The sequence below is a fragment of the Streptomyces sp. NPDC030991 genome, assembly GCF_055571235.1.
The window spans coordinates 361,972-387,776 of sequence record NZ_JBVIFR010000006.1 but is presented as its reverse complement, the minus strand read 5'-3'; the positions used below and the strand labels follow the sequence as shown (position 1 = coordinate 387,776).

The 25,805-nt window shown below is 72.5% G+C and carries 24 protein-coding genes; 9 read left to right on the top strand and 15 right to left on the bottom strand.

What is annotated here, in order from left to right; translation table 11 throughout:
• Positions 1-27: 27 nt before the first annotated feature.
• From ACZ45E_RS14965 to ACZ45E_RS14935, 7 genes are read right to left on the bottom strand one after another with little or no spacing between them, the layout of a single operon-like run.
• The gene (locus tag ACZ45E_RS14965; RefSeq protein WP_468220726.1) at positions 28-1,389 is read right to left on the bottom strand and encodes a phosphohexomutase domain-containing protein; all 1,362 of its coding nucleotides are present in this window, start codon (positions 1,387-1,389) and stop codon (positions 28-30) included.
• Positions 1,382-3,583, bottom strand: a complete 2,202-nt coding sequence (gene glgB, locus ACZ45E_RS14960) for a 1,4-alpha-glucan branching protein GlgB (protein ID WP_468220723.1) — start codon at positions 3,581-3,583, stop codon at positions 1,382-1,384. The genes ACZ45E_RS14965 and glgB overlap by 8 nt, the downstream gene beginning before the upstream one ends.
• 33 nt (positions 3,584-3,616) lie before the next feature.
• Positions 3,617-5,044 (bottom strand): maltokinase N-terminal cap-like domain-containing protein, encoded by a 1,428-nt coding sequence (locus ACZ45E_RS14955; protein ID WP_468220721.1) that lies wholly within the window; start codon positions 5,042-5,044, stop codon positions 3,617-3,619.
• Positions 5,041-7,059 carry a maltotransferase domain-containing protein gene (locus ACZ45E_RS14950; RefSeq protein WP_468220720.1) on the bottom strand — a complete coding sequence of 673 codons (2,019 nt, stop codon included), beginning with the start codon at positions 7,057-7,059 and terminating at the stop codon, positions 5,041-5,043. Before ACZ45E_RS14950 ends, ACZ45E_RS14955 begins: the two co-directional genes overlap by 4 nt.
• The gene (locus ACZ45E_RS14945) at positions 7,056-7,673 is read right to left on the bottom strand and encodes a DJ-1/PfpI family protein (protein ID WP_468220718.1); all 618 of its coding nucleotides are present in this window, start codon (positions 7,671-7,673) and stop codon (positions 7,056-7,058) included. The genes ACZ45E_RS14950 and ACZ45E_RS14945 overlap by 4 nt, the downstream gene beginning before the upstream one ends.
• A 2-nt stretch (positions 7,674-7,675) precedes the next feature.
• The gene (locus ACZ45E_RS14940) at positions 7,676-9,355 is read right to left on the bottom strand and encodes a thiamine pyrophosphate-binding protein (RefSeq protein ID WP_468220716.1); all 1,680 of its coding nucleotides are present in this window, start codon (positions 9,353-9,355) and stop codon (positions 7,676-7,678) included.
• 41 nt (positions 9,356-9,396) lie between these two features.
• A complete protein-coding gene (locus ACZ45E_RS14935; protein ID WP_468220713.1) occupies positions 9,397-10,236 on the bottom strand; it encodes a type 1 glutamine amidotransferase domain-containing protein in 840 nt (279 codons plus the stop codon).
• 297 nt (positions 10,237-10,533) lie between these two features.
• Between ACZ45E_RS14935 and ACZ45E_RS14930 the strand changes: the two genes are divergently transcribed.
• From ACZ45E_RS14930 to ACZ45E_RS14905, 6 genes are read left to right on the top strand one after another with little or no spacing between them, the layout of a single operon-like run.
• Positions 10,534-10,956, top strand: a complete 423-nt coding sequence (locus ACZ45E_RS14930) for a nuclear transport factor 2 family protein (RefSeq protein WP_468220711.1) — start codon at positions 10,534-10,536, stop codon at positions 10,954-10,956.
• A 32-nt stretch (positions 10,957-10,988) separates the two neighbouring features.
• Positions 10,989-12,569: a GMC family oxidoreductase gene (locus ACZ45E_RS14925; protein ID WP_468220709.1), complete on the top strand. Its 1,581-nt coding sequence runs from the start codon at positions 10,989-10,991 to the stop codon at positions 12,567-12,569.
• Positions 12,556-13,359, top strand: coding sequence for an ester cyclase (locus ACZ45E_RS14920; RefSeq protein WP_468220706.1), 804 nt, complete (start codon positions 12,556-12,558; stop codon positions 13,357-13,359). Before ACZ45E_RS14925 ends, ACZ45E_RS14920 begins: the two co-directional genes overlap by 14 nt.
• Before the next feature lie 33 nt (positions 13,360-13,392).
• The gene (locus tag ACZ45E_RS14915; RefSeq protein ID WP_468220704.1) at positions 13,393-13,764 is read left to right on the top strand and encodes a nuclear transport factor 2 family protein; all 372 of its coding nucleotides are present in this window, start codon (positions 13,393-13,395) and stop codon (positions 13,762-13,764) included.
• Positions 13,765-13,769: 5 nt separating this feature from the next.
• A complete protein-coding gene (locus tag ACZ45E_RS14910; RefSeq protein WP_468220701.1) occupies positions 13,770-14,213 on the top strand; it encodes a VOC family protein in 444 nt (147 codons plus the stop codon).
• A gap of 43 nt (positions 14,214-14,256) precedes the next feature.
• A complete protein-coding gene (locus ACZ45E_RS14905) occupies positions 14,257-15,087 on the top strand; it encodes an SDR family NAD(P)-dependent oxidoreductase (protein ID WP_468220699.1) in 831 nt (276 codons plus the stop codon).
• Positions 15,088-15,169: 82 nt separating this feature from the next.
• Here ACZ45E_RS14905 and ACZ45E_RS14900 read toward each other — a convergent pair whose 3' ends face one another.
• From ACZ45E_RS14900 to ACZ45E_RS14885, 4 genes are all read right to left on the bottom strand, one after another.
• On the bottom strand, positions 15,170-16,795 hold the full coding sequence (locus ACZ45E_RS14900; protein ID WP_468220697.1) for an FAD-binding oxidoreductase: 1,626 nt from the start codon (positions 16,793-16,795) through the stop codon (positions 15,170-15,172).
• An 85-nt stretch (positions 16,796-16,880) separates the two neighbouring features.
• A complete protein-coding gene (locus ACZ45E_RS14895; protein ID WP_468220695.1) occupies positions 16,881-17,258 on the bottom strand; it encodes a nuclear transport factor 2 family protein in 378 nt (125 codons plus the stop codon).
• Between the two features lie 59 nt (positions 17,259-17,317).
• On the bottom strand, positions 17,318-18,505 hold the full coding sequence (locus ACZ45E_RS14890; RefSeq protein WP_468220692.1) for an MFS transporter: 1,188 nt from the start codon (positions 18,503-18,505) through the stop codon (positions 17,318-17,320).
• A 219-nt stretch (positions 18,506-18,724) separates the two neighbouring features.
• Positions 18,725-19,894 carry a low temperature requirement protein A gene (locus ACZ45E_RS14885; protein WP_468220690.1) on the bottom strand — a complete coding sequence of 390 codons (1,170 nt, stop codon included), beginning with the start codon at positions 19,892-19,894 and terminating at the stop codon, positions 18,725-18,727.
• Between the two features lie 251 nt (positions 19,895-20,145).
• On the opposite strand from ACZ45E_RS14885, the gene ACZ45E_RS14880 reads away from it, so the two are divergent.
• A complete protein-coding gene (locus tag ACZ45E_RS14880; protein WP_010061466.1) occupies positions 20,146-20,331 on the top strand; it encodes a DUF6104 family protein in 186 nt (61 codons plus the stop codon).
• Positions 20,332-20,398: 67 nt separating this feature from the next.
• Here the strand turns inward: ACZ45E_RS14880 and ACZ45E_RS14875 are convergent, their stop codons facing one another.
• Positions 20,399-21,223 carry a hypothetical protein gene (locus ACZ45E_RS14875; RefSeq protein WP_468220688.1) on the bottom strand — a complete coding sequence of 275 codons (825 nt, stop codon included), beginning with the start codon at positions 21,221-21,223 and terminating at the stop codon, positions 20,399-20,401.
• A gap of 206 nt (positions 21,224-21,429) precedes the next feature.
• Here ACZ45E_RS14875 and ACZ45E_RS14870 point away from each other — a divergent pair, with 206 nt between their 5' ends.
• Entirely contained in the window at positions 21,430-22,452 is a 1,023-nt protein-coding gene (locus ACZ45E_RS14870) for a DUF4097 family beta strand repeat-containing protein (protein WP_468220685.1), read from the top strand.
• Position 22,453: 1 nt separating this feature from the next.
• Positions 22,454-23,512: a helix-turn-helix transcriptional regulator gene (locus ACZ45E_RS14865; protein WP_468220683.1), complete on the top strand. Its 1,059-nt coding sequence runs from the start codon at positions 22,454-22,456 to the stop codon at positions 23,510-23,512.
• 254 nt (positions 23,513-23,766) lie between these two features.
• On the opposite strand, the gene ACZ45E_RS14860 is transcribed toward ACZ45E_RS14865, so the two are convergent.
• The 3 genes from ACZ45E_RS14860 to ACZ45E_RS14850 form a co-directional block, all read right to left on the bottom strand.
• The gene (locus tag ACZ45E_RS14860; protein WP_468220792.1) at positions 23,767-24,324 is read right to left on the bottom strand and encodes a Clp protease N-terminal domain-containing protein; all 558 of its coding nucleotides are present in this window, start codon (positions 24,322-24,324) and stop codon (positions 23,767-23,769) included.
• A complete protein-coding gene (locus tag ACZ45E_RS14855) occupies positions 24,324-24,533 on the bottom strand; it encodes a helix-turn-helix domain-containing protein (RefSeq protein ID WP_363196008.1) in 210 nt (69 codons plus the stop codon). Before ACZ45E_RS14855 ends, ACZ45E_RS14860 begins: the two co-directional genes overlap by 1 nt.
• A 152-nt stretch (positions 24,534-24,685) precedes the next feature.
• Positions 24,686-25,648: a zinc-binding dehydrogenase gene (locus ACZ45E_RS14850; protein WP_468220681.1), complete on the bottom strand. Its 963-nt coding sequence runs from the start codon at positions 25,646-25,648 to the stop codon at positions 24,686-24,688.
• Between the last annotated feature and the right edge of the window lie 157 nt (positions 25,649-25,805).

The window sequence follows — 25,805 nt, the reverse complement described above, 5'->3', positions numbered from 1 at the left end:
CCCCCCTTCCCCCCCCACCACACAACCTCACCGGCCGCCGGAGCTGACCACCCCTACCACGGCCTCCCGTAGTCGGCCCATCGCCGCGACCGTCCCCGCCTCCACATGGACCCGCACCACGGGGGCGGCCGACGGCACCCGGACGTTGAACCAGGCGCCGTCGGCCAGTTCGCCGGTCACCCCGTCGAGGTGGTCGAGCTCGGCGCCGTGCGCCGCGAAGTGGCGGACCACCCGCTGCAGGGCCGCGGCCGGGTCCGGCACGGGGACGTCGATGCCACCCGACGAGGCATGGCGGTCGTGCCGGGCCACCAGCTCCGACAACTCCTGCCCCGAGCAACCGAGTTCGGCCAGGAGGTGGAGCGCGGCCAGCATGCCGGTGTCGGCGTACCAGAAGTCGCGGAAGTAGTAGCGGCCGCAGTGCGCGCCGCCGAACGCCGCGTCCTGCTCGGCCATCAGCGCCTTGATCGCCGCGGGCCCGATCCGGGAGCGTACGGGGATACCGCCTGCCTCCTTGATCGCCTCGATCGCGGAGGTGGAGGTGACCAGGTCGTGCACGACGGCGGCGCCCGGCCTGCGGGCCAGTTCGCGGCCCGCGACCAGGGCGATCACGGCGGCGGGCGGCACCACGGCCCCGCGCTCGTCGACGGCCAGACAGCGGTCCCCGTCGCCGTCGAAGGCCAGGCCCAGATCGGCGCCCGTCTCCCGGACCCGGTCCTGGAGCAGCCCCGGGTCCGCCAGCTCGGGACGGCGGTGCGGGAAGGTGCCGTCGAGCTCGAAGTGGAGCCGCACGACCTCGATCCACGGATGGTCCAGGACCAGCGGGGCGGTCAGGCCCGCCATGCCGTTGCCCGCGTCCACGACGACCTTGAGGGGGCGGATCCCGGAGAGGTCGACGAGGGAGCGCAGATGTTCCGCGTAGCCGGCCAGGACGCGGGTGGGCCGGATCGAGCCGGGGCATCCGGCCGGCGCCGGCCGCGGATGGCGCAGCCTGCTCCGCAGCAGTTCGAGCCCGCTGCCCTCGTCGACGTCGACGGCGCCCGCGCGGCACAGCCGGAACCCGTTGTACGCGGCCGGGGCGCGGCCCGCCGTGACCATCGCGCCGGGGATGTCGAGGCGGCCGGAGACGTAGTGCAGGTAGTCGGTGGAGCCGAGGCCCGCGTCGACGACGTCGGCGCCCTGGTCGAGGACGCCCTGGGCGAGCGCGTCGGCCAGGCACGGCGAGGAGGCCCGCATGTCGTGGGCGACGGCGACGGCGCCCGCGCCGGTCAGCTCCGTGAAGGCGGCGCCGACCCGGTAGGCGAGGCCGGGGTCGAGCTCCTCGCGGAAACGGCCCCGGATGTCGTAGGTGGAGACGATGCGGTCGTACAGGTCCGCCTGCGGTTCAGCCATCGAGGTCGTCCTCCTCGGGGTCGGGCGTCAGCCACACCACCGCGAGCGGCGGCAGGGTGAGGGCGGCGCTGCGCGCACGCCCGTGCCAGGGGGTCGGTTCGGGGCGGATCGTCCCGGCGTTGGTCACGCCGCTGCCGCCGTACGCGGCGGCGTCCGTGTTCAGCACCTCCCTCCAGGCGGCGGCGTCGGGCAGGCCGACGCGGTACCCGGTGCGGACGACGGGCGAGAAGTTGCAGAGCACGACGAGGGGGCGGCCCCGGGCGTCGTGGCGGACGAACGAGACCACGTTGGCCTCGGCGTGCGAGGCGTCGATCCAGGCGAAGCCGGCCGGGTCGGAGTCCAGTTCCCACAGGGCAGGCGTGGCCCGGTACCGGGCGTTGAGGTCCCGGACCAGGGAGCTGATGCCGCGGTGGTCGGCGGCCGCGGGCCAGCCCTCGTCGAGCACCCACCACTGCGGTCCGGCGTCGTGGTCGAACTCCTCGCCCTGCCCGAACTCCTGCCCCATGAACATCAGTTGCTTGCCCGGGTGTGCCCACATGAAGGCGAGCAGCGCCCGCAGGTTCGCCCGCCGCTGCCACCAGTCCCCCGGTGTCTTGGCGACCAGCGCGCCCTTGCCGTGCACGACCTCGTCGTGGGAGAGCGGCAGGAGGTAGTGCTCGTTGTGGGCGTACACCATCGAGAAGGTGATCTCGTCGTGGTGCCAGGCCCGGTGCACCGGGTCGTGGGCGAGGTAGCCGAGCGTGTCGTGCATCCAGCCGAGGTTCCACTTGAGGTCGAAGCCGAGCCCGCCGAAGCCGTCCGGGCCGACCTCGTAGGTGGGGCGGGTCACGCCCGGCCAGGCCGTGGACTCCTCGGCGATGGTCAGGGCGCCCGGTGCGGCCCGCCGGACCGTGTCGGTCAGCTCCTGGAGGAAGGCGACGGCGTCCAGGTTCTCGTGGCCGCCGTGCTCGTTGGGGCTCCAGTCGCCGTCCGGGCGCGAGTAGTCGAGGTACAGCAGGGAGGCGACGGCGTCCACCCGCAGCGCGTCGACGTGGAACTCGGCGCACCAGTACACGGCGCTCGCCACGAGGAAGTTCCGCACCTCGCGCCGGCCGTGGTCGAACTCCAGGGTGCCCCAGTCCGGGTGGTGCGCGCGGCGCGGATCGGACGGCTCGTAGAGCGGTTCGCCGTCGAAGCGCGCGAGGGCGAACTCGTCCTTGGGGAAGTGCGCCGGGACCCAGTCCAGGATGACGCCGATGCCGGCGGCGTGCAGCGCGTCCACCAGGTGCCGGAGGTCGTCGGGGTCGCCGAGACGGGACGTGGGCGCGTAGAAGCCCGTGACCTGGTAGCCCCAGGAGCCGCCGAAGGGGTGCTCCATGACCGGCATCAGCTCGACGTGGGTGAAGCCGAGGTCGGTGACGTACTTGGGCAGCTCCTCGGCGAGCTGCCGGTAGGTCGACCCGGGGCGCCAGGAGGCGAGGTGGAGCTCGTACACGGACATCGGCCGGCTCTGGCAGGCGGCGGTGCCGCGGCCCGCCATCCAGGCGGCGTCGCCCCACGCGTACGCGGAGGTGTGCACGACGGAGGCGGTGGCGGGCGGGACCTCGGTGGCGCGGGCCAGCGGGTCGGCCTTCTGCAGGAGGCGGCCGTCGCGGGTGTGGATCTCGTACTTGTAGTGCGTGCCCGCGCCGACGCCCGGCACGAAGAGCTCCCACACACCGCTGGAGCCGAGGCTGCGCATCGGGTGCGCGACGCCGTTCCAGCCGTTGAAGTCGCCCGTCACGCGAACCCCTTGGGCGTTCGGCGCCCACACCGCGAAGGAGGTTCCGGTGACACCGTCGAGGGTGCGGACGTGGGAGCCGAGGACCCGCCACAGCAGTTCGTGGCGGCCCTCGGAGATCAGGTGCAGGTCGATCGCGCCGAGGGTCGGCGGGAAGCGGTACCCGTCGTCGTCGGCCTGTCCGGTGCCGTCGTCGTAGGTGACGAGGAGTCGGTACGGGCCCGTGCCGGGGACGGTGCCGGTGAACAGTCCGTCCCGTTCGTGGGCGAGCGCGGCCCGCTCGCCCGTCGCGCGTACCGCGACGACGCCGCGGGCCAGCGGTCGCAGGGCGCGCACGACCGTGGTCCCCCCGGCCGCGGGGTGGGCGCCGAGGAAACTGTGCGGGTCGTGGTGGGCTCCGGCCAGGATCCGGTCCAGGTCCAGGTTGGGCGGCAAGGTGGGGGGTCCTCTCGTCGTCGAGCCCGCTGGTCAGCGGGCGGCCCCGGAGATCCGGTGCACCGCGGCCAGCGGGATGGGCAGCCAGTCCGGGCGGTGCCGGGACTCGTAGACCGCCTCGTAGACCGCTTTGTCCGCCTCGAAGGCGCGCAGTGGCACCGGGTGGCAGTGCGGGTCGGTGCCGCCCGCGTCGGCGTAACCGGCCATGAAGGCGCGCCGGTTGCGCACGGCCCAGGCGTGGGCCCGGCGGGCCCGGCGCACCCGGACGGCCGGGCTGTCGTCCGGACGGCGTTCGGCGAGCCGGCGCAGGCCGGCCTGTGCCGCGTAGTCGAAGGACCGGAGCATGCCCGCCACGTCCTTCAACACCGGCTGTGGGAGGGCGCGTTCGGCGGCGGGGCGGTCCGGTTCCCCCTCGAAGTCGATCAGGTGCCAGCCGTCCTGCGCGGGCAAAACCTGGCCCAGGTGCAGATCGCCGTGGACGCGCTGGACGAAGACGGGGCAGCCGCGCGAGCCGGCCCGGGCGTAGTCGTCGTGGAGCGCGGCGATCCGGGTGCGGTAGCGGGCGAGCGCGGGCACCTCGGCCGCCGCCGCCTCCAGCCGCCGGGTCATCAGGGCCGCCTCCCGCGCGACGTCGTCCGGGGTGGCCCGGGTGCGCGGGAAGGCGTCGGCGAGCACGGCGTGCACCTCGGCGACGGCCGTGCCGAGGGCGCGGGCGCGCGCGGTGAAGCCGCCGGTCGCCGGGACGGTGGGGCAGGTGCCGTCGACGCAGTCGGCGACCTGGCGCACGGCGGCCTGCCAGCCGTCCTCCTCGACCGGGAGGAAGTCCTCCAGGAGGCCGAGCACCAGATCCTGCCCCTGCCCCTGCACCGTCAGGGTGCCGTGCAGCCTGGGGGTGCGGGCGCTGCGCGCCTCGGTGAGGGCGCGCAGCGTCTCGACCTCCAGGTGCGGTCCCGGTTCGGGGCGCCGGTACAGCTTCAGCAGCAGCCGGTCACCGTAGACGACAGCGCTGTTGCTCTGGTCGGCACCGAGCGGCCGCGGCACGAGGCCGACCGGCAGCGGGAGCCGGGTGACGCGCTCCACCCGCGCTCCTCCGGCCGTCCCGGCGGCGAGATGCCGCAGCAGTACGCCCATCAGCGCGGCGTCCTCCGTGGCCTCGTACAGCGTCCACCCCTGCCAGCGGCCCTCCGGGACCCGGGCGATGGCCGCGCCCGCGAGCCGGCCGGGCAGCTCGGGGCGCAGGCCGAGGAGGAACTGGTGGAGCAGCCCGTCGCCGGTGCGCAGCACCGTGTGCACCAGGGCGGGCGCCTCGTCCCGTACGACGTGCGCGACGACCGGGGTGAGCCCCTCGGCGGGCCCGGCCCCGCCGGCGTACCAGCGGCGGGTGAGCAGCCAGGGCGCGAGCAGCGGCAGCAGCGGGGCGAGCAGCTGCCGCTGTCCGGCGTCCGCGGTGGCGACCGTCATGGCGCCGCCTCCACGGGGACCAGGAGGTGGGCGGGTGTGCGGCCGGGCTCCAGGCGTACGTAGGTCTCGTGATGCCAGGCGTGGATCTCGCCGGTGAGTTCGTCGCGCATCTTGAGCGAACCGTCGTCGGGCAGGCCGAGGGCGGCCAGGTCGACGGTGACGGTGGCCTCGGCCGGGTGGTGCGGGTCGAGGTTGACGACGGCGAGGACGGTGTCCGTGGAGCCGTCCGCGAGCACCACCTGTTTGCTGTAGGCGAGGACGTGCGGGTGCGAGGCGCGGTGGAGGCGCAGGTTGCGCAGTTCCTGGAGGGCGGGGTGGTCCCGTCTGAGCCGGTTGAGCCGGGTGATGAGCGGGGCCAGGGTGCGGCCCCCGGCCTCGGCTGCGGCCCAGTGGCGGGGCCGCAGCTCGTACTTCTCGGACGCCGCGTAGTCCTCGGTGCCGGGCTCCAGCGCCTCGTTCTCGCACAGTTCGTAGCCGGCGTACATGCCCCAGGACGGGGCGAGCGTCGCGGCGAGCACGGCACGCGACTCGAAGGCGGGGCGGCCCCCGTCCTGAAGGTGGGCGTGGAGGATGTCGGGGGTGTTGACGAAGAGGTTCGGGCGGAGGAAGCCGGAGCTCTCGTGGGCGAGTTCGGTGGCGTACTCGGCGAGCTCCGCCTTCTCGTTCTTCCAGGTGAAGTACGTGTACGACTGCTGGAAGCCGGCCTGCGCGAGGGCGTGCACCATGGCGCGCCGGGTGAACGCCTCGGCCAGAAACACCACGTCGGGGTCGCGGGTGTTGATCTCGGCGATGACCCGTTTCCAGAAGCCGACGGGTTTGGTGTGCGGGTTGTCGACGCGGAAGATCCGCACGCCCTGCGCCATCCAGAAGCGCAGCAGCCGCACGCTCTCGGCGACCAGCCCCTCGAAGTCCCGCTCGAAGGCGAGGGGGTGGATGTCCTCGTACTTCTTGGGCGGGTTCTCGGCGGGGGCCACGGAGCCGTCCGCGCGCTGGGTGAACCACTCCGGGTGTTCGGTGAGCCACGGGTGGTCCGGTGAGCACTGCAACGCGAAGTCGAGCGCGACCTCCAGACCCAGCTCGGCGGCGCGCCCGACGAACTGACGGAAGTCGTCGAGGGTGCCGAGGTCCGGGTGGACGGCGTCGTGCCCGCCCTCCGCGGAGCCGATCGCCCAGGGCGAGCCCACGTCGTGGGGGCCGGCGACGAGCGCGTTGTCCCGGCCCTTGCGGTGGGTGCGCCCGATGGGGTGGACCGGCGGCAGGTACACCACGTCGAAGCCCATCGCGGCGATCGCCGGGAGCCGCCGTGCCGCCGTCACGAAGGTGCCGCTGACCGGCGGCCCGCCGGCGGTGAGCTCCGCGCCCTCCGAGCGCGGGAACATCTCGTACCAGGCGCCGACGAGGGCCCGGCGGCGCTCGACGAGGAGGGGAAGCGGCCAGGAGGCGGTGATCAGTTCGCGCAGTGGATGGCGCCGCAGCGCGGCGACCACCTCGGGGGTGGCGGTCGCGGCGAGTCGCCGGGGGAGCGGGCTCGCATCGTCGCGCAGCGCCCGGGCCACCGCGCTCACCGCCTCCTGGCGGTCCTTGTCCGGGATCCCGAAGGCGGCCCGCTCGTACAGGAGCGCGCCCTCGGCGAGCATCAGCTCGACGTCGACCCCGGCGGGGATCTTGAGGTGGGCGTCGTGGCGCCAGGTGGCGACGGGGTCGGCCCAGGCCTCGACGCCGAACGTCCACGGCCCGGCGTCACCGGCCACGACGGTGGCCTCCCACCGGTCGGCGTCCGGGTCGACGAGGGTCATCGGGGTCCAGGGGCCCGGCCGGCCCAGCGGATCCCGCAGGACGACGTTGACGCCGATCTCGCCGGCGCCCTCGCGGAAGACGGTGGCGCCGATCGTGAGGGTCTCCCCCACGACCGCCTTCACCGGTACGGCGCCGCCGCCGACCTGGGGCGTGACGTCGCGGATCGGTATGCGGTCGCTGATGGGGACCCGGGCCGCCGGGTGCAGGACGGCGGTCATCGGGCACCCCCCAGCGCGGCCCGGCGCCCGCCGATGACCGGCCGTTCGCGCTCCGCGAGCAGGTCGATGATGGTCCGGGCGAAGAGGTGGCAGTGGCCGCCGGTGCGCGCGGTGACCAGGTCGCCGTGGACGACGACGTCCTCGTCGACGTACTCGGCGCCCATGTTGCGCAGATCGCCGAGCAGGTTGTTGTGGACGACCGCGCGCCGCCCGCGGACCAGGGCAGGCAGCGGCGCCGTCAGCCACATGCCGTGGCAGATGATGCCCTTGAGGATCGCCGGGTCCTGGAACGCGCGGCGCAGGAAGCGGGCAGCGGGCGGGAGTTCGGCCGGGTCCTCGGTGTAGCGCAGCCGGTCGGAGACCATGCCGGAGGGGACGATGACGGCGGAGAACTCCTTGAGCGCGAACTCGTCGACGTCCTCGAAGGACTCCCGGACGACGAACGGCATCCGGTGCTCGTGCCCGTGGAAGGTGATCTCCTCCTTCCCCCACATCCGGGAGAGGAAGTGGACCTCGGCGCCCTCCTCGGGGAAACGGTGCTGGTAGTAGAGAATCTCGGGTTCGTAGAAGTCGCTCTCCATCAGGATCGCGATCTTGTGGCCGGTGAGCCGCACGGCTACTCCTCCCTTCCGCGTCCGGTGACCAGGTCGATCAGGAAGGGGCCCGGTGTGCCGAGGGCCCGGTCCACCGCCGCCTTCGCCTGATCGGGCTTCTCCACCCGGACGGCCGGGACGCCGAGGGAGCCCGCGAGCGCCACGAAGTCGATGGCCGGCCGGGACAGGTCGAAGATCTCGGGCTGCGCGTGCGCCCCGATGTCGACCGTTCTCCAGTACTCCTCGATGTTGAGTTCGAGCAGCTTGTAGCTGCTGTTGTTGCAGATGACGAACTTCGCGCCGATGCCGTACCTGGCCGCCGTCCACAGCGCCTGGATCGTGTACATGGAGCCGCCGTCGCCGGTGAAGGCCACCACCGTCTTGTCCGGATGGGCCAGCTGGGCGCCCAGGGCGCCGGGGATACCGACGCCGAGGGAGCCGCCGCGGGTCTGGAACCAGTGGCCCGGCCTGGTCGGCGGCAGGTGCCGGGTCACGTCCGGCGACGAGGTGAGCGCCTCGTCGAAGACCACCGCGTCCTCGGGGAGCCGGCGGGCCAGCTCCTGGAGGAAGGCGGTCGTCGGCAGGGCGCCGGCGTCGAGCGCGGCCTCGTCCAGCTGCCGGGCCGCCGCGATCTCGTACGCGCGCCCTGCCGAGCGCTGCCGGAACCACTCGGTGGCCCGCGCCCGGCTTTCGCCGCTCATCCGCCGTCCGAGGGCGCGCGCGAGCCCGTCCAGGGCGCGCCGCGGATCGGCGGCGATACCGAGGTCGACGGGGAAGTTCTTGGCGATGGCGTCGGTGTCGAGGTCGATGTGGACGACGGGGGCGCCGTCGGCGAAGACCCCGTCGAGAGCCGGGTAGACCTCGGGCAGCGCGTACGTCCCGACGAGCAGGACGGCGTCCGCGGCGCCGGTGACCTTCCGGCTGCTCTCTCCGAACATGTGGCCCAACTGGCCCGCGTAGGCGGGGTGTTCGACCGAGAGGTTCACCTCGGACCAGTCGGCGCCCCACACCTCGGCGCCCCACAGGGCGGCGAGCCGGCCGAGCTCCTCCTGGGCGCCGGCGAAGTGGACGCCGTCCCCCGCGATGACCAGGGGCCGCTCGGCGCTCGCGAGCAGGCTCGCGGCCCGGTCGAGCACGTCGGGGTCGGGGGTGGCCGCGAAGTCCACGTACGACGTGGGCACGGCCGGCTCCGCGGTGTCCCGGTCCATCACGTCGGCGGGGAGCACGACGAGCACGGGCCCGTAGGGCGGGGTCGCCGCCACCTTGAAGGCGCGCCGCAGCACCCGCAGCGTCGACTCCGGGTCGACGACGCGCGTCGCCCACTTGGTGACGGGCTCGGCCATGGCGACCAGGTCGACCGCCATCTGGGCCTCCATGGCGTCGTAGCGCAGGCCCGCCTCGCCGGCGATCGCCACCAGCGGGGCGTGTCCGCGTTTGGCCTGGTAGAGCATGCCGACCGCGTTGCCGACGCCGACCCCGGTGTGCAGTTGCAGCACGGCCGGGGAGCGCGTGGCCCGCGCGTGGCCGTCGGCCAGGCCGACGACCGAGGATTCCTGGAGCGCGAGGATGTACTCGATGTCCGGGAAGTTGCGCAATTCGTCGAGGAAACCCTGCTCGACCGTGCCGGGGTTGCCGAACATGTACCGGACCCCGTCGGCCCGCAGTTGTTCGAGGATCGCGACCCGCGCGGGCCTGCTGACCATGATGCGTCCACCTCTCCTACGTAACTGCCTTCCGAAGGGCGTCAGTTGGCGGGCGCGAAGCCCCACTGGCGCAGGCCGTGCTCCAGGACCTCGACGAGTTTCTGGCCCGTCAGGTACGAGTCCGGGGTCGAACGGCCGGTGATGAACGGGTAGTCGACGATGACGGAGGTCTCCTTGCCGAAGTTGCCGTGGAAGGCTCCGCCGGGCGCGGTCGCGTCGCGCAGGATGTACTCCAGCGGGTACGGCGGCGGGCCGATCACGAAGTCGGTGCCCATGAAGCCGGTGCCGTCCTTGTAGTCGTACTCGATGCAGTGCCCGGTGACGTGCTTGCCGCGGATGATGGAGACGCGGTCCTCCTGGTCACGGGCGAAGGCGAGCGGCGCGACGCCGTAGCACTCGGCGGCGATCGGCCGGTCGAGGGCGTGGAAGGCGAGGATCAGGTCGTGCACCCGCCAGTTGTTGGCGAGGTCGACGATGGGGCCCGAGCCGCCGACGATGAGGAGCGCGTCGTAGCGCCCGGCGATCTGCTCGCGGATCTGCTCCAGGCGCGTGTTGTACGCCTCCCAGTCGCGCAGGAAGTACGGCTTGGAGCGGTAGGGCCTGTCGGGCAGCCACGACGACAGGTCGAGCGGCCCGTCGAGGCGGGAGGAGGTGTCGACCGCGCGGACCTTGGCGGCCATCTCGGGCGTGGTGACGGAGCGGCCGAGGGGCGGGTCGACGTAGTCGGGGTCCATGCTCGGCGGCAGCGCCACGGGACGCTTGCCGGTCGGGGTCGCGAAGGTGACGTGATAGCCGGCCTTGTCGAAGGTCTCCAGCGGTCCTATCAACTCCTCGCCCCAGTAACCGTATTCGGACAGGACAACGAGGATGCGCTTGCTCATGGAAGGTCCTCTCGTACGACTCGTGCCTGGTGGGGACCGGTCGAGCTCATGTCTACGGGCCGCGGGCCGCGATCCACCAGGAACAGGCCAGGGGGTCGCACCACATCCCCAAGTGGGCGGTCGTACTACGGCATATCGCCCGGCGATCTCGGCAAGCCCGGCGCCCGACCTCACGCAATGCGGCCACCCGGCTCGCCGCCGGCGCCGCCGGACGCGGGCCCGTGGCGGAATCGAAGCCGGACGAGAGCCGCGACAGCCTCGACCGGCCCGGCCACTTCCAGTGAGAGGGATCCAGCCATGACGACCGCCCAGAGCCCGCGGACCGCGTCCGTCCAGGACGCCGCCACGTTCGTCCAGCACTGGTACGACATCCTCAGCAGTCACGAGCCGGTCGAGGACCTGCTCCCGTACGTCGTCGACGACGGCTTGGAGATGGCCTTCCCCGAGCGCACCCTGCGCGGCCACGCGGACTTCCGCGACTGGTACCAGGTGGTGGGCGAGAGCTTCGGGCCGCAGAGCCACATCGTGGAGAAGCTGCGCACCGACGAGCACGACGGTCTCGTCGACATCGAGGTGACCGTCGTGTGGACGGCGAAGAACCTCCCCGACGGCAGCGTCTCGGCCCTGCGCATCGACCAGAGCTGGCAGCTGGTCCGCGACCCGGCCGACGGCGCACTGCGCATCCGCACCTACCGCGTCGGCGACCTGAACCCCGCCTGAGCCCTCGCCACCCACCCATGCGGGAGATGCCCATGTCGTACGAGTACATCGTGGTCGGCGCCGGCAGCGCGGGCTGCGCCGTGGCGAGCCGGCTGAGTGAGGACCCGGACGTACGGGTGCTGCTCCTGGAGGCGGGCGGCTGGGACGACCGGCCGGAGATCCACCGCACCGACGCCGCCTCCGTCCTCGCCCTGCTGACCAGCGAGTGGAGCCCCTCGATCGACTGGGGGTACGCGACCGAGCCCGAGGCCGCGCTCGACGGCCGCCGGATCCCGGTGGCCCGCGGCAAGGTGGCGGGCGGCTGCAGTTCCGTCAACGCCCTGATGTGGGTGCGCGGCAGCCGCCACGACTACGACGGCTGGGCGGCCGCGGGCAACCCCGGCTGGGGGTACGCGGACGTGCTGCCCGCGTTCCGCCGCGCCGAGGACTACGACCGCGGCGGCGACGCCCTGCGCGGCAAGGGCGGCCCCGTACGGGTGCGCGACCACACCGAACCCTCGCCCCTGGCGCGGGCGTTCGTGGCCGCCGCCGGACAGCTCGGCTTCGACGCGCCGGGCGACGACTACAACGGGGAGCGGCAGGACGGGTACGGCTTCCTCTACCAGACCACCCGCACCGACGAGGGCGCCCGCGCCTCGACGGCGACGGCCTATCTGCGGCCGGCGCTCGACCGCCCCAACCTGACGGTGGAGACGGGCGCGCACGCCACCCGGCTGCTCCTGGACGGCACCCGCGTCACCGGTGTCGAGTACGCGCGCGGCGGACAGCTCGTACGGGCCGCGGCGGAGCGGGAGGTCGTGGTCAGCGCGGGCGCCTTCGAGTCGCCGAAGCTGCTCATGCTCTCCGGGATCGGCCCGGCCGCGCACCTGCGCACGCACGGCATCCACGTCGTACAGGATCTGCCGGGCGTCGGCGGCAATCTGCAGGACCACCTGTTCGTGCCGGTGTGCTACCAGGCCCGCGAGGAGCATCCTGAAGGGGCGCTGCTCTCCGAGGCGGGCCTGTTCACACACGCCCTGCGGCGGGACGGCGCACCCGATCTCCAGTTCACCTTCGGGCCGGTCAAGTTCCTCCCGCCGGACGCGCCCGCCGCGCAGTGGGAGGGCCCCGGCTTCACGTTCGCGCCGATCGCGCTGCTCCCCGAGAGCCGGGGCAGGATCCGGCTGCGCGGCACCGACCCGACAGCCCCCGCGGTCGTGCGGGCGGGCTATCTGACGGCAGCGGCCGACGTGGACGTCCTCGTCCACGGGGTGCTGCTGGCCCGGGAGCTGGCCCACACGCCGGCCTTCGACCGGCTGCGCGGCGAGGAGCTCGGCCCCGGCGCCGGGATCTCCCGCCCCGACGAACTGCGCGCGTACGTCGCCGCGCGCGCCACCACCCTGTGGCACCCGGCCGGCACCTGCCGCATGGGCACCGGCCGGGACGCGGTCACCGACCACGAGCTGCGGGTGCACGGCATCGACGGGCTGCGCGTCGCCGACGCCTCGGTGATGCCGACGATCGTCGCCGGCAACACCAACGCGCCCAGCGTCATGATCGGCGAGCGCGCGGCCGAACTCATCAAGGACCCACATCACCGACGGACCGAGGGGACCCACCATGCCCACGCCTGAACCGACCGAGCTGTACCGGCGCTTCCTCGACGCCTTCAACTCCGGGGACCACGCGGTCGTGGCCGACGTCATCGGCCAGGACTTCGTCGACCACCACCCCGGCTTCGACATCAAGGGCCTCGACGACTACCTCGCCGCGCTGCGCGACGCGCAGACGACGTGGCACCTGAAGGGGGAGCTGGAGGAGGCGCTCGCCCTCGGTGACGACAAGGTCGTCACCCGGGTGAAGCTGACCGGCACCCACGCGGGCGCCGCGTTCGGCTACCCCGCCACCGGCCGCGACGTCGAGTGGACCACCACCGAGATCTGGCGCGCCGAGGGCGGCCGGCTCGTCGAGCGCTGGGCCCAGGACGACCTGCTCGGCCTGCGCGAGCAGGTCTCCACCGACGCGGCGAACCTGGCCACCGTGCAGGCGGTCAGCGACGCCGTGAACGAGCGCCGCTACGACGATCTCGACGAGCTGTTCGGCCCCACCTTCCGGGACAACAACCCGGCGTGGGACGTGGCGAGCCTCGACGAGCTGAAGGTGATCATCAAGGCCGCGCACGACGCGCTGGACTTCACCGTGGGCCTCGACGCGCTGTACCCGGCCGCCCCGGACAAGGTGATCATGCACATCACCTTCCACGGCAAGCACATCGCCCCGTTCTTCGGCCAGGAGCCGGACGGCCGCGAGGTCTCCTGGACCAGCCTGGAGGTCTACCGCCTGGAGGACTCCAAGGTCGTCGAGCGCTGGGTGCAGGCCGACACGGCGGGCCTGATGCGCCAGCTCGACGTACCGCTGCCGTGAACCGACCACCGTTTCGTGAAGCAGGAGGCTGCGATGGACACCCGTGAGATCGTCGACACGTACTACCGGCTCGCCAACTCCGGTGACTGGGACCCCTGGTGCGACCTGTTCGCCGTCGACCAGACGATGGACGAGCAGCTCGCCGGCCACGTGGAGGGCCGCGAGACGCTGCGGGACATGATGAAGGGCTTCCCGCAGATGTACGCGTCCTTCTCCAACGTCCCGGTGCACGTGGTCGTCGACGGCGACCAGGCCGCCGTCGTCTCGCACATCTCCGCCCGCACCCCGAAGGGCGAGACGGTCGAGGCGGACGTGTGCAACTACTTCCGGATCGGCGACGGCCGCATCGTCTACATGACGAACGTGCACGACACGGTCCCCTTCGCCCCGGTCACCGGAGCGTGAGGCCCATGTCCGCACCCGTGCAGGCACGCTGGGCGCACGTCGGCCTCAACTGCCGCGACCAGGCCGCCACCGAGGAGTTCTACCACCGCTGGTTCGGCTTCGAGCGCGCCCGGGTCGTCGAGGCCGACGGGACCCGGGTGGTGTTCCTCAGGAGCGGCCCGGTCTACCTCGAACTCTTCCCCACGGCCGCGGAGCCCGCCTTCGCCACGGCCAAGGACGGGCCGGAGAACCCGGGCGCGGCCCGCCACCTCGCCTTCCAGGTCGACGACGTCGACGCGTTCCTGGCCGCGGCCGACGGAGCACTGGAGGTGCTGCTCGGCCCGCTGGAGTTCGACACGTTCATCCCCGGCTGGAAGACGGTCTGGGTGGCCGACCCCGACGGCATCGTCGTCGAGGTCAGCCAGGGCTTCACCGACCAGACCCCCGAAGAACTGCGGCAGTACGCGTGAGCGCGTGAGCCCGCCCCCTTTCACCAGAGAGAGCTCGACGCCGATGACCCCTGTCAGCGAACAGACCATCCTCATCACCGGCGCGACCGACGGACTCGGCCGCGCCCTCGCCCACGAACTGGCCGCGCAGGGCGCCACGTTGATCCTGCACGGCCGCAACCCCCGCAAGGGCCAGGACCTGCTCCAGGAGCTGCGGGACACGACCGGCGCGGACCGCTTCACCTACGAGCTGGCCGACTTCTCCTCCCTGGAGGACATCGGCAAGCTCGCCGACCGGGTGCTCACCACGTACGGCCGGCTCGACGTGCTCGTCAACAACGCCGGCATCGGCGTGGAACTGGCCCGCCAGGAGAGCCAGGACGGCCTCGAACTCACCTTCCAGGTCGACTACTTGGCGGCCTACGTGCTCAGCTGCCGGCTCGCGCCGCTGCTGGTGCGCTCGGCACCCGCGCGGATCGTCAACGTCAGCTCGGCGGGGCAGGCCCCGATCGACTTCGACGACGTGATGCTGGAGCGCCGCTGGGACGGCGTACAGGCCTACTGCCAGGCGAAGCTGGCGCAGATCAGCCTCACCGTGGACCTGGCCGAGCAGCTGGCGGGCACCGGGGTCACGGTCAACGCCCTGCACCCGGCGTCGTACATGCCGACCAAGATGGTGGTGAACCTCTTCAGTCCGCAGAGCACCGTCGAGGAGGGCATGCGGCACACTGCGCGCCTCGTCACCGACCCGGCGCTCGCCCAGGTCAGCGGCGAGTACTTCAACCGCGACAGCCGCACCCGGGCCGGCTCCCAGGCGTACGACCCGGTGGCGCGCGCCCGGCTGCGGGAGCTGAGCGAGTCGCTGACGGGGGTGACGTTCCCCGTGCTCGGCTGAGTCCGCGCCCTCGCCCCTCGCACAGGTCGGAGCCGCGCCCTTTTGGGCGCGGCTCCTTCGTGTCGGCGGGCGGGCCGGAGGTTCAGGCCGCCGTGATCGACAGGGCGTGCCGGAAGACGTTCTTCGGGTCGTAGGCCGCCTTGATCTGCCGCAGCCGCGGGTAGTTGCCCTTGTAGTAGAGCGTCTGCCAGGCGACGCCCGAGGTGTTGTACGCGGCGTCCGTCAGATCCGTGTCCGGGTAGTTGATGTACGACCCGTCGTCCGGCCCGTCCGGCAGGGGTACGCCCCCGGTGGCGGCGTAGAGGTCGTGGTAGAGCGCCCGCATCCACGCGAGGTGCCGTTCGTCCTGGGCGGGGTCGGGCCAGTAGGTCGTGAAGTTGGCCTTGAGGATCGAGTCGCGCTGGGCCAGCGCGGTGTCCGCGGGCGCGACGGTGTTGACCTGACCGCCGTAGGAGTAGAGCAGTATCCCGGCATGCCCGTCGTAGGCGGTGTCGGAGAGGTTGCGCCACAGCACGGCTGTCCGCGCGTCGGACCAGCGCTCGCGCAGATACGCGCCCTTGGACTTGGTGCGGTTGAACACGCCCGTGTCGTAGGGGTCCTTCAGGGTCGCCTTCAGCCAGGGCGAACGCGTGGTGGAGGTGGCGTGGGCGACGCCGACCCCGTCCGTGACGGCGGCCACGTAGCTGTTCATGAGGTCGGCGGCGTTTGGCAGGGAGCCGTCCAGCTGGACATTGAGGACGATGGCGCCCTGCGCGTAGTTGTTCAGGATGAGGACGCTGTGCAGGCTCGCGTACGGGGTGCCGGCGGCGCTGTTGGCCTCGTGCCAGATGCCGTGGTTCCGCACGATCCGGGTGAACGCGGCCTCGGTGAGGTCCGTCCACTTCCAGCTGACCGTGGTCTTCAGGAGGGTGGCGGGCGGCTTGGGCAGCAGGGCGGAGGGCGTGCTGCCGGTGGCGCCGGGCGAGCGGAACCAGTAGCGCGTCACGACCCCGAAGTTGCCCCCGCCGCCGCCGGTGTGGGCCCACCACAGGTCGCGGTGCGGGTCGCCCGCCTCCCGGGTCGCCACGATCGACCGTACGGTCCCGGCGGCGTCGGCCACGACGACCTCCACCGCGTAGAGGTGGTCGACGATGGTTCCGTACTGGCGGCACATCGCACCGTAGCCGCCGCCGCTGACATGGCCGCCGACACCGACCGTGGGGCAGGTGCCGCCCGGCACGGAGACGCCCCATTCCAGGTAGAGGGTGCGATAGACGTGCCCGAGCGTGGCACCGGCCTCGACGCAGAAGGCGCCGCGGGCCCTGTCGTACGTGACGGCGTCCATCTCGGAGAGGTCGATGAGCACCCGCACGGCCGGGTCGTCGACGAGCCCGTCCAGGCAGTGCCCGCCGCCGCGCACGGCGATGCGCCGGCCCGCGCTCACGGCCTCCTGCACCACGGACACCACCTGCGCCGTGCTGTGCACCAGGCGTATCGAGTCGGGTCTCGCGGTGAATCTGGCGTTGTATCCGCGGGCCGTCAGGTCGAGGTAGCGGGGGTCGCCCGGGGTCACGGTGACCGTGTCGACGACGGTGGTGGACGTGTCGGCGGTGGAGGCAGCAGAGGAGGTGGAGGCGGCGGCGCGCGCCGTGGCGCCCCCGGCGACAGTGGTCGCGGTGGCGACGGCACCTGCCGCGCCGAGAAATCCCCGGCGGGTCACTGGGGCCATGGTGTTTCTCCTTCTTCCGGAAACGGCGCTGCCGCCCCAGGGGGTCGGGGCGGCAGCGGGGGGAACGGTTCGCGTGCGGCGCGGGTCAGACGACCTCGTGGCCGCTCGCGGTGGACTCGGGAACGTCCTCCCGTACGTCCCAGTGCTCGGCGATACGGCCGTCGTCGATGCGGAACACGTCGACGACGACGGTGCCGCGGGCGTCGGGCGTGGGCCGGAACCGGGAGTGCACGAACACCAGGCCGTCGTCGCTCGCGACCCGGCGGATCTCGAACCGGGCCTCGGGCAGCTGCTTGCGGAAGCCGTCGATGAAGTCGACCAGCGGGGCGCGTCCGTCGGGCAGGTTCGGGTTGTGCTGGATGAGGTCGGCGGCGAGGTACTCGTCGGCGCGGTCGGTCTGACCCTCGTTCCAGACGTTCTCCAGGTAGTCGCGCACAAGCTGCACGTGGTGGTGCTGGGACATGGTTTCTCCTGTTTTTTGTTACGGGTCATGGGGTGCGGAAGGTCAGGCGGCGCGGAAGGTCAGGCGGTGCGGACGGGCTCGGGGACCTCGGCCGCGACGCCGACCTTGCGCGCCGACGCGGCGTGCGCGAGCGCGGCGAGCACCAGGATGCCGAGGGCGATCGCGGGGATCGGGCCCGCGCCGAGGTCCGGCAGGAACGAGCTGCCGACAAAGCTGCCGAGGCTCATACCGAGGTAGAGCGCGGCGGCGTTCATGGCGAGGATCATTCCGGGCTGGGTCGGCACCAGGTCGACGAGCCGGGCCTGTTGCGGCGCCTGGTACATCTGGCTGAAGAACGCCCAGTACGCGAAGACGACGAGCCCGGGCGTCGAGTGCGGCGCGACGAGCAGCAGCGCGAACCCGGACGCGAGCCCGACCACCGCGACGGTGATGGTGCGCGCGCCGCCGATCTTCTCGGCGATGCGTGGCGACAGGGCGTTGCCCGCGACACCGATGACGCCGAACGCCAGCAGTGTCGCGGAGATCAGCCCGGACGACGCGTCGAAGCGGTCCTTCAGATACGCGCCGGCGATGCCGTAGACGGTGAACTGCGCCGACATGAACAGCAATGTCGTCGACACGGTGGACAGGGCCGCCGGCGTGCGCAGCGCGTTGCGGTAGGCCTGGACGGTCGGCGGTTCACCGGCCGGGATCTCGGGGACGTAGACGGCGACGAGGACGCAGGCGACCGCCGACAGGGCCGCCACGCCGAGCAGCGCGGGGCGCCAGCCGAGGCTGCCGCCGAGGAACGAGGCGAGCGGCACCCCGAGCACCGCCGCCGCGGTCATGCCCGCGAAGACGACGGCGAGAGCCCGCTGCCTGCGTTCGGGCGGCACGATGAGCGAGCCCGCGGCCGACGAGCCGGGGCCGAAGACGGCAGCGCCGATCGCGCCGAGGACGCGGGTGGCGGTCAGGAAGCCGTAGTTGGGGGCGACGGCGCTGAGCGCGGCGCCCACGGTGAGCAGTCCGATGCCGAGCAGCAGGACCCGCTTGCGGTTCCAGCGGCGCAGCAGGATGGGGGCGGCCGGCGCGAAGACGGCGAACGTGAGGGCGAAGACAGTGACGAGGAGCCCCACGCGCGCGGGCGCGACATGCAGGTCGTCCCCTATGGGCCCGTTGAGGCCGACGACCGCCAGCGAGATAGTCCCCAGGCTGAAATACCCCAGGGACAAGGCGAGCAGAGCCGGCCTCGTGCCGCGAGACGGCATGGCGGCACCTCCTTGTTTCATGCCGAAGTGGTGTGTCCGAGAAGGCGATGTACGCCAGTACTCCAAGACGAAGTACGAGAAGGCGATGTACGGGAAAGCGAGGTGCGGGAAGGTGGGACGAGAAGGTGAGTACGGGGAAACGCTAGGTGCGGGGTACGAGGGGTCGCGGGCCGCACGGGCGCGGGCGCCGCATTGACCCAGGTCGGGGCCCGCACTACGTCAACTGGCCGCTTTACCAGGCATGTTGCTTCTTCGGAAGAGCAGCGGGACCTGCCGCCCGGAGGCGATGAGCCAGTACTCCGCGCCGTTCACGGAGACGAGCACCGCCCCCGCCGCCGCCAGCGTGGCGAGTCCGGGCAGCCGGGGTGCCAGCACGGCGAGCGCAACCAGGGCGAGCCCGCCGGCGAACCGTGTCACGGAGGCCGCGCCGAACATTCGCCGGCGCGTGTAGCAGAAGGTCAGCGTGAACAGCGCGGCTCCCCCGGGCAGCAGCGCCGCGGCGAACGCGTGCGGCGTCGCCGTCGGCTCCTTCACGATCAGGTCGGCGCCCACGGAGACCAGCAGCAGGCCCGACACCATGACGAGGTGGCCGTAGCTGAGCACGTCGCGCACCACGACCGCCGGTGTCGGGTGCGTGCGCAGCGCGTGCGCCACGGCGGAGGCGACGAGGTGGAAGTACAGCCACCACAGGGCGCAGCCGATGAGGAAAGCGAGCGCGACGGCAAGCAGCACGACGGCGCCCGGCTCGGCCCCGGCGAGGCCGGCGCCGACCGTGAGGACGTTCTCCCCCAGAGCGATGATCACGAACATGCCGAACCGCTCCGGCAGGTGGTTGACGCCGAAGGCGAGCTGCCTGAGGTGCCCGCTCAGGACGAGCGGGGCGAGGAGCTCGGCGACGACAGCGACCACCCAGCAGACCGGCCGCCATGCCTCGGGCAGCGCGGCGCAACCGAACAGCGCGAGGGCGAAGGCGAGTCCTGCCCGGTAGGGGTGGATGGTGTAGACGGCGCACTCGTGGCGGATCGCCTCGCCGATGAGCAGGCGTAACGCGAGGTAACACCCCGCATAGAGGAGCGCTTCCGACCGCTCGTCAAGAGCGTGCGGCGCCGCGACCCCCATGCCGTAGGTGGCAAGGCCCGCGAGCAACAAGAAGACGCGCTGCGCGCTGGTCTCGCGTACGGCGTTCATGGCCATGACGACATCCACCCAGGCCCACCACAAGGGGACCAGGACGAGCAGACAGGTACCCAGGGAGCGCCAGTCGGCATGCCCGGCGAGCGCGTGTGCGATCTGTGCGACGCCGAAGGCGAGCACCAGGTCGTAGAAGATCTCCGTCCAGGTCGCCCGGTCGCGTACCTCCAGGCGCGTTCGTACCGTGACCTCGGCCACCGCTGCACCAGCCTTCCGCTCGGTCCGTCATCGGTGCCCGACTGTGTGCGGGTACGGACGCGCCGCGGCACGGCGGGAGCGACACATGGGACATTCCAGGAAGTCGGGGACCGCGCTGTACCAACTCGGCACACTCCGTGAGCGACTGCCTGAGCAGTTGCGGGACCGACAGCGCGAGCGGCCACGGGAGTGGTGGCTGTACGAGCGGCCTACGATGAGAGGGCCAGTCCCGTACGCACCAGGAGCGCAAGTTGTACTTCACCGACCGCGGCATCGAAGAGCTGGAGAAGCGGCGCGGCGAGGAGGAGGTCACCTTCGAGTGGCTCGCCGAGCAGCTGCGGACGTTCGTCGACCTGAACCCTGACTTCGAGGTGCCGGTGGAGCGCCTGGCCACGTGGCTGGCGCGGCTCGACGACGAGGACGACGAGGACGAGTAGTGCCGACCGGCTGTCGGGGCACAGTCGCGCCTGTGGTGGCGATCTCAGGGGCGTACGCGGCAACGGTTCAGTCGCGGGCCGCGCGGATCCTGTCGTAGACGAGTCCGAGCGCACCCTGCCCCAGCAGTAGCGCGGCGGCCGTGAGCCAGCCACCGCTGCGGCGCCGCAGCCCGTGGACCGCCAGCGGCACCCCGGCCGCGAGTTGCGCGGCGGCGACACAGCGCGCTCTGGGGCCGCGCATCCAGGGGCCGATGCCGGTGTTCTCCACGACGTCGAGCTCGGCGTGCACGGCGTCCCGCCAGCCCGGCCACTCGATCGTCTCGGCGTCGGCCCGGCCCCGGGCCGCCTCGCGGAGCCGGTCGGCCGGTTCACCGGGGGCCAGCCCTGCGGGGAGTTCGAGGCCGGTGCGGGTGAGGACGGCGAGCAGACCGAGCATGCGGGCCCGCGCGTCGGCGGCGGTGTCGGGCTTGGCCAGAGCGTCGAGGGACTGCACGTCGAGCACGGGGTCCAGGCCGAGGCGGGCGGCGAAGGTGCGCATGGCCTCGTCCTCGCCGACCGGGGTGCCGTTCGCGAGCCACTCGTAGCCGACGGGCCGACGAAAGCCCGAGGCGAGCGTGAACCCGCTGCGGTCGGCGTCCCACCACAGGGCGAGCACGGGCCACGGCGCACCGACGGCGAGCGCACCGGCCCAGCCGCCGAGGACCCGGTCGACGGGTTCGCCGCCGCCGGGCTTCGCGCCCAGCCACGGTCTGCCCTCCGGCACCAGGACGCTCCACTCGTGCCCGGCCCCCACGAGCAGCATCCGCTCGCGCAGCAGCTGGGCGGCGGGGCCGACGACGGCTGGTTCGGCGCGGCAGAGCAGGAGCGCACCGGCGGATTCGAGGGGTGGCATGGCCCCACGCTAGGACAGTTCGGCAGGGTTGGCCCACAAATAGGCGCTTCGCGAGTTCACTCCGCGGGACTTCGAGGTTCCCGGACACCGACGCTTCAGCCTCACGAGTGTGAGGTCGCGCAGCAGTCTTGACTTACGGAATCCGCGATATATCGTGTTTGTCAGGGGACGCGATATGGCGCGTTCACTGCCGAGGAGGTCGCACCATGCCCGAGTGGTCCGTCGCGGAGCCGCAGAAGCTCACTTTCGACGAGCCGGTGACGGCCCTGCACGTGCGCATCGTCAACGGCACGGTGAATGTGGTGGGCACCGAGGAGAGCTCCGCCCGCCTGGAGATCTCGCGGATCGAGGGCCCGGCGCTGCGGGTCACGCAGGAGGACGGCACGCTCGCCGTCGCCTATGACGACCTGCCCTGGCAGGGCTTCCTCAAATGGCTCGACCGCAAAGGCCGGCATCGCAGCGCGGTCGTCTCGCTCGCCGTGCCGAGCGGCACCCGGGTCGAGGTGGGTGTGGTCGGCGCGGGCGCCGTCGTCTCCGGCATCGAGGGGCACGCGGAGGTGAAGGGGGTCACCGGCGACACCACGCTGGTCGGCGTCACCGGCCCGGTGCGCACGAGCACGGTCTCCGGCAGCGTCGAGGCGCAGGCGGTCACGGGAGACCTGAGGTTCAGCTCCGTCTCGGGTGATCTGACCGTCGTGGACGGCTCGGGTTCCGTCGTGAAGGCGGACACCGTGAGCGGCTCGATGGTCGTCGACCTGGACCCGGCGGGCCCCACGGACGTGAGCCTGACGAGCGTCTCCGGCGAGATCGCCATCCGTATCCCGCACCCGGCGGACACGAAGGTCGAGGCGAACACGGCGAGCGGCGCGGTGTCGAACGCCTTCGACGGACTGCGGGTATCCGGCCAATGGGGCGCACACAAGATCACCGGCCGTCTCGGCGCGGGCACCGGCACCTTGAAGGCGACCACGGTCTCCGGCGCGATAGCCCTGCTCCGCAGGCCACCGGGCGAGGACGGAGACCCGTTCGAGCCGCCGCCCAGGGACGTGCCGGGGCCGTCCGGCGCCGAGCCCTCCGATGCCGGCTCCAGTGACCCCGGTCCGACCAGCCCCTCCACCAGCCCCTCCACCGGCCCCGCCGCCGACCCCGCCGGCACGGTCACCGATCCCGCCGGCCCTGCCGACGCCTCCGCCGCTGCCGACGCCCCCGCCGACAAGAAGGTGCTCTGACATGCCTCCCGTCTTCGCCCATGGCCGTCTGCGGCTCTACCTCCTCAAGCTGCTCGACGAGGCCCCGCGCCACGGCTACGAGGTGATCCGCCTTCTGGAGGAGCGTTTCCAGGGTCTGTACGCCCCCTCCGCGGGCACCGTCTACCCGCGTCTGGCCAAGCTGGAGTCGGAGGGGCTCGTCACCCACACGACCGAGGGCGGCCGGAAGGTGTACGCGATCACCGACGCGGGGCGGGCCGAACTGGCCGACCGGAGCGGCGAGCTCGCCGACCTGGAGCTGGAGATCCGCGACTCGGTGGCCGAGCTGGCCGCCGAGATCCGCGACGACGTGCGCGGGGCGGTGGGCGACCTGCGCCGCGAGGTGCGCGCGGCCACGTCCCAGGCCCGCGGCGCCCGCACCGGCTCGGGGCCGGACCTGAGCGACCTCAAGGACTTCACCGACAGGGAGTCCTGGCGCACCGCCAAGGAGGAGCTCCGCCGGGCCAGGCAGGAGTGGAAGGAGCAGGCGCGGCGCGCGAAGGACGAGAGCCGCCGGGCCCGTGAGGAGGCCCAGCGGGCGCGCCGCCAGGCCAAGGAGACCCAGGACAAGGTGCGGGAGCAGGCGCAGGACGAGTTGCAGCGGATGGCCAAGCGCGTCCAGGACCAGGTGCAGGACCACTTCGCGCGGGGCGACTGGCCGACCGGTGTGCGCGAGGGGCTGTCCGAACTGGCGAAGGAGTTCGGCGAGTTCGGAAAGTCGTTCGGCAAGGACTTCGGCAAGGACTTCGGTGCCGGGCAGGCCGAGGAGTCCACGGAGACCGGCCGCCCGGCACCCGCGGAGCCGGAGTACCGCCCCACGTCGGACGCGGTCCCCACCGAGTACGTCCCGGCGTGGGCGGCGGCGGACTCCACCGGCGACCCGGCCCGTGACCTGGACCGCCTGCTGGACCGCTTCCGCGACGACATCCGCGACACGGCCCGCGACCACGGCGTCTCCGAGGAGCAGCTCCGCACGACCCGCCACCACTTGGCGGAGGCGGCCGCACACATCACGGCGGCGTTGCACACGCCGAGGGGGTGAGCCGCACCGGCCCTCCGGACGGACGGGCGGAGGGCGGAGGGGCGGACGGCGGACGGCGGACGGCGGACGGCGGACGGCGGACGGCGGACGGCGGACGGCGGACGGCGGACGGCGGACGGGCGACCCGAACCGGAACACGAGCTGGGGTTCAGGTTCGAGGCCGGGTTCGGATTCGAGCCCGGGTTCGGATTCGAGGCCGGGTTCGGATGCGAGCCCGGGTTCGAGCCCAGGCCCGCCCAAAGCCGCGCTCCCCTTCAGCCCGCTGCTGCCGCCCCGCCCCCGTACAGCACCCGCTCCACCGCCGGCACGGTCACCCCGTGCCCGGCGAGGGCGTCGGACGCGATGCCGGGGCGGGCCGCGAGGGCGAGGAGGAGGTGTTCGTCGCCGATCGCGCGGTCGTGGTGGGCCAGCGCCATCCGCAGGGACGACTCCAGGACCCCCTTGGCCTCCTTGGCGAAGGGCCGCCGCCCGCCGAGTCGCCGCCCGCCACTCAACGCACCGACGCCGTGGGCCTGTTCGACCCGGCTGACGATCTCGTCCACGTCGATACCGAGCCCCGCGAGCGCCTCGGCGTCCGCCTGGCTCAGACCTGCCCGGCGGCGCGCGGTGACCAGCGCCTCGCCGATCGACCCGCGCTTCCCCTCGGCGTCCACCCCGAGCGCGCCCAGGGCGAAGGAGCCCCGGGTGCCGCGGGCGTCGAGGACCGCGAGGAGCAGATGCCCCTCGTCGATGTGCGGGGCGCGCTCGCGCTCCGCATGGGTGACGGCGCCCTTGACCACGTCCCGGGCACCTTTGGTGAACCGCTCGAACATCATCGCCTCCCGTACTTCTTGTGCACGGCCTGTCGGCTGACCCCAAGCTCGGCCGCGATCTCCTGCCACGACCAGCCCTGATTGCGCGCGCTGCGCACCTGTACCGCTTCCAGTTGCTCGAGCAGCCGCCGCAGCGCGGCGACCGAACGCAGCCCCACGCGCGGGTCGCGGGCACCTGCCTGCTCGGCGAGATCCGTTGCCTCGGTCATGATGTCAATGTAGGTTGACAGGCCCTCCGCGTCAACCAAAGTTGACAGAACAAGCGCGAAAAAGGGGCGCCGAAGCGCCCCTCTGCCGTTCGCCCTCTCAGGTCCGCCCTCTGGGCTTCGCCCTCTGGGATTCGCCCTCTCAGGCGCGCCTCTCAGACGGTCAGCACGACCTTCCCGAACAGTTCGCCGCCGGCCATCTTCTGGAACCCCTCGCGCGCCCGGTCGAGCGGCAGCACCTCGTCGATGACGGGCCGCACACCGGTCGCGGCGCAGAAGGACAGCAGGTCCTCCAGTTCGTCCTTGGAGCCCATGGTCGAGCCGACGACCTTCAGCTCCAGGAAGAAGATGCGGTTCAGCTCGGCGGACTTCGGGCTGGGCCCGCTGGTCGCACCCGAGATGACCAGTGTGCCGCCGGGCTTCAGGGACTTGACCGAATGCGACCAGGTGGCCGCGCCCACCGTCTCGATCACGGCGTCCACCCGCTGCGGCAGCCGCGCGCCGGACTCGACGGCCTCGACCGCGCCCAGCTCAAGCGCCCGCTTGCGCTTGGCCTCGTCGCGGCTGGTGGCGAAGACGCGTAGCCCCGCGGCCTTGGCGAGCACGATCGCGGCCGTGGCGACACCGCCGCCCGCTCCCTGCACGAGCACCGAGTCACCCGGCCGCACACCGGCGTTGGTGAAGAGCATCCGGTACGCGGTCAGCCACGCGGTCGGCAGGCACGCGGCCTCTTCGAAGGAGAGCTCCTTCGGCTTGGGCAGTACGTTCCACTCGGGCACGGTGACCTGCTCGGCGAACGTGCCCTGGTACTTCTCGGTGAGGATGGAGCGGCCCTCGCGGGGCCCGACCCCGTAGCCGCTCTGCCCGATGACGGAGTGGAGCACGACCTCGTTGCCGTCACGGTCGATGCCGGCGGCGTCGCAGCCCAGGATCATGGGCAGCGCCTCCTCGCCGAGCCCGACCCCGCGCAGGGACCACAGGTCGTGGTGGTTGAGGGAGGCGGCCTTGACGTTCACGGTGGTCCAGCCGGGCCGGTCCTGGGGGGCGGGTCGCTCCCCCAACTCCAGTCCGTTCAGCGGCTGGTCACAGTCGATTCGGGCGGCGTAGGCGGCGAACATGACCTTGACGATAGGCGTCCCGCCGGGGCCGGGGAACCGTGCCGCGCTGTGACACCGATTACGGCCTCGCCGCCCCCGCCACATGGCGAAGGCCCCGCCGAAGACGGAGCCTCACCATCACTTCACGCACGTCACGCACGAGCGGCACCGCACGAGC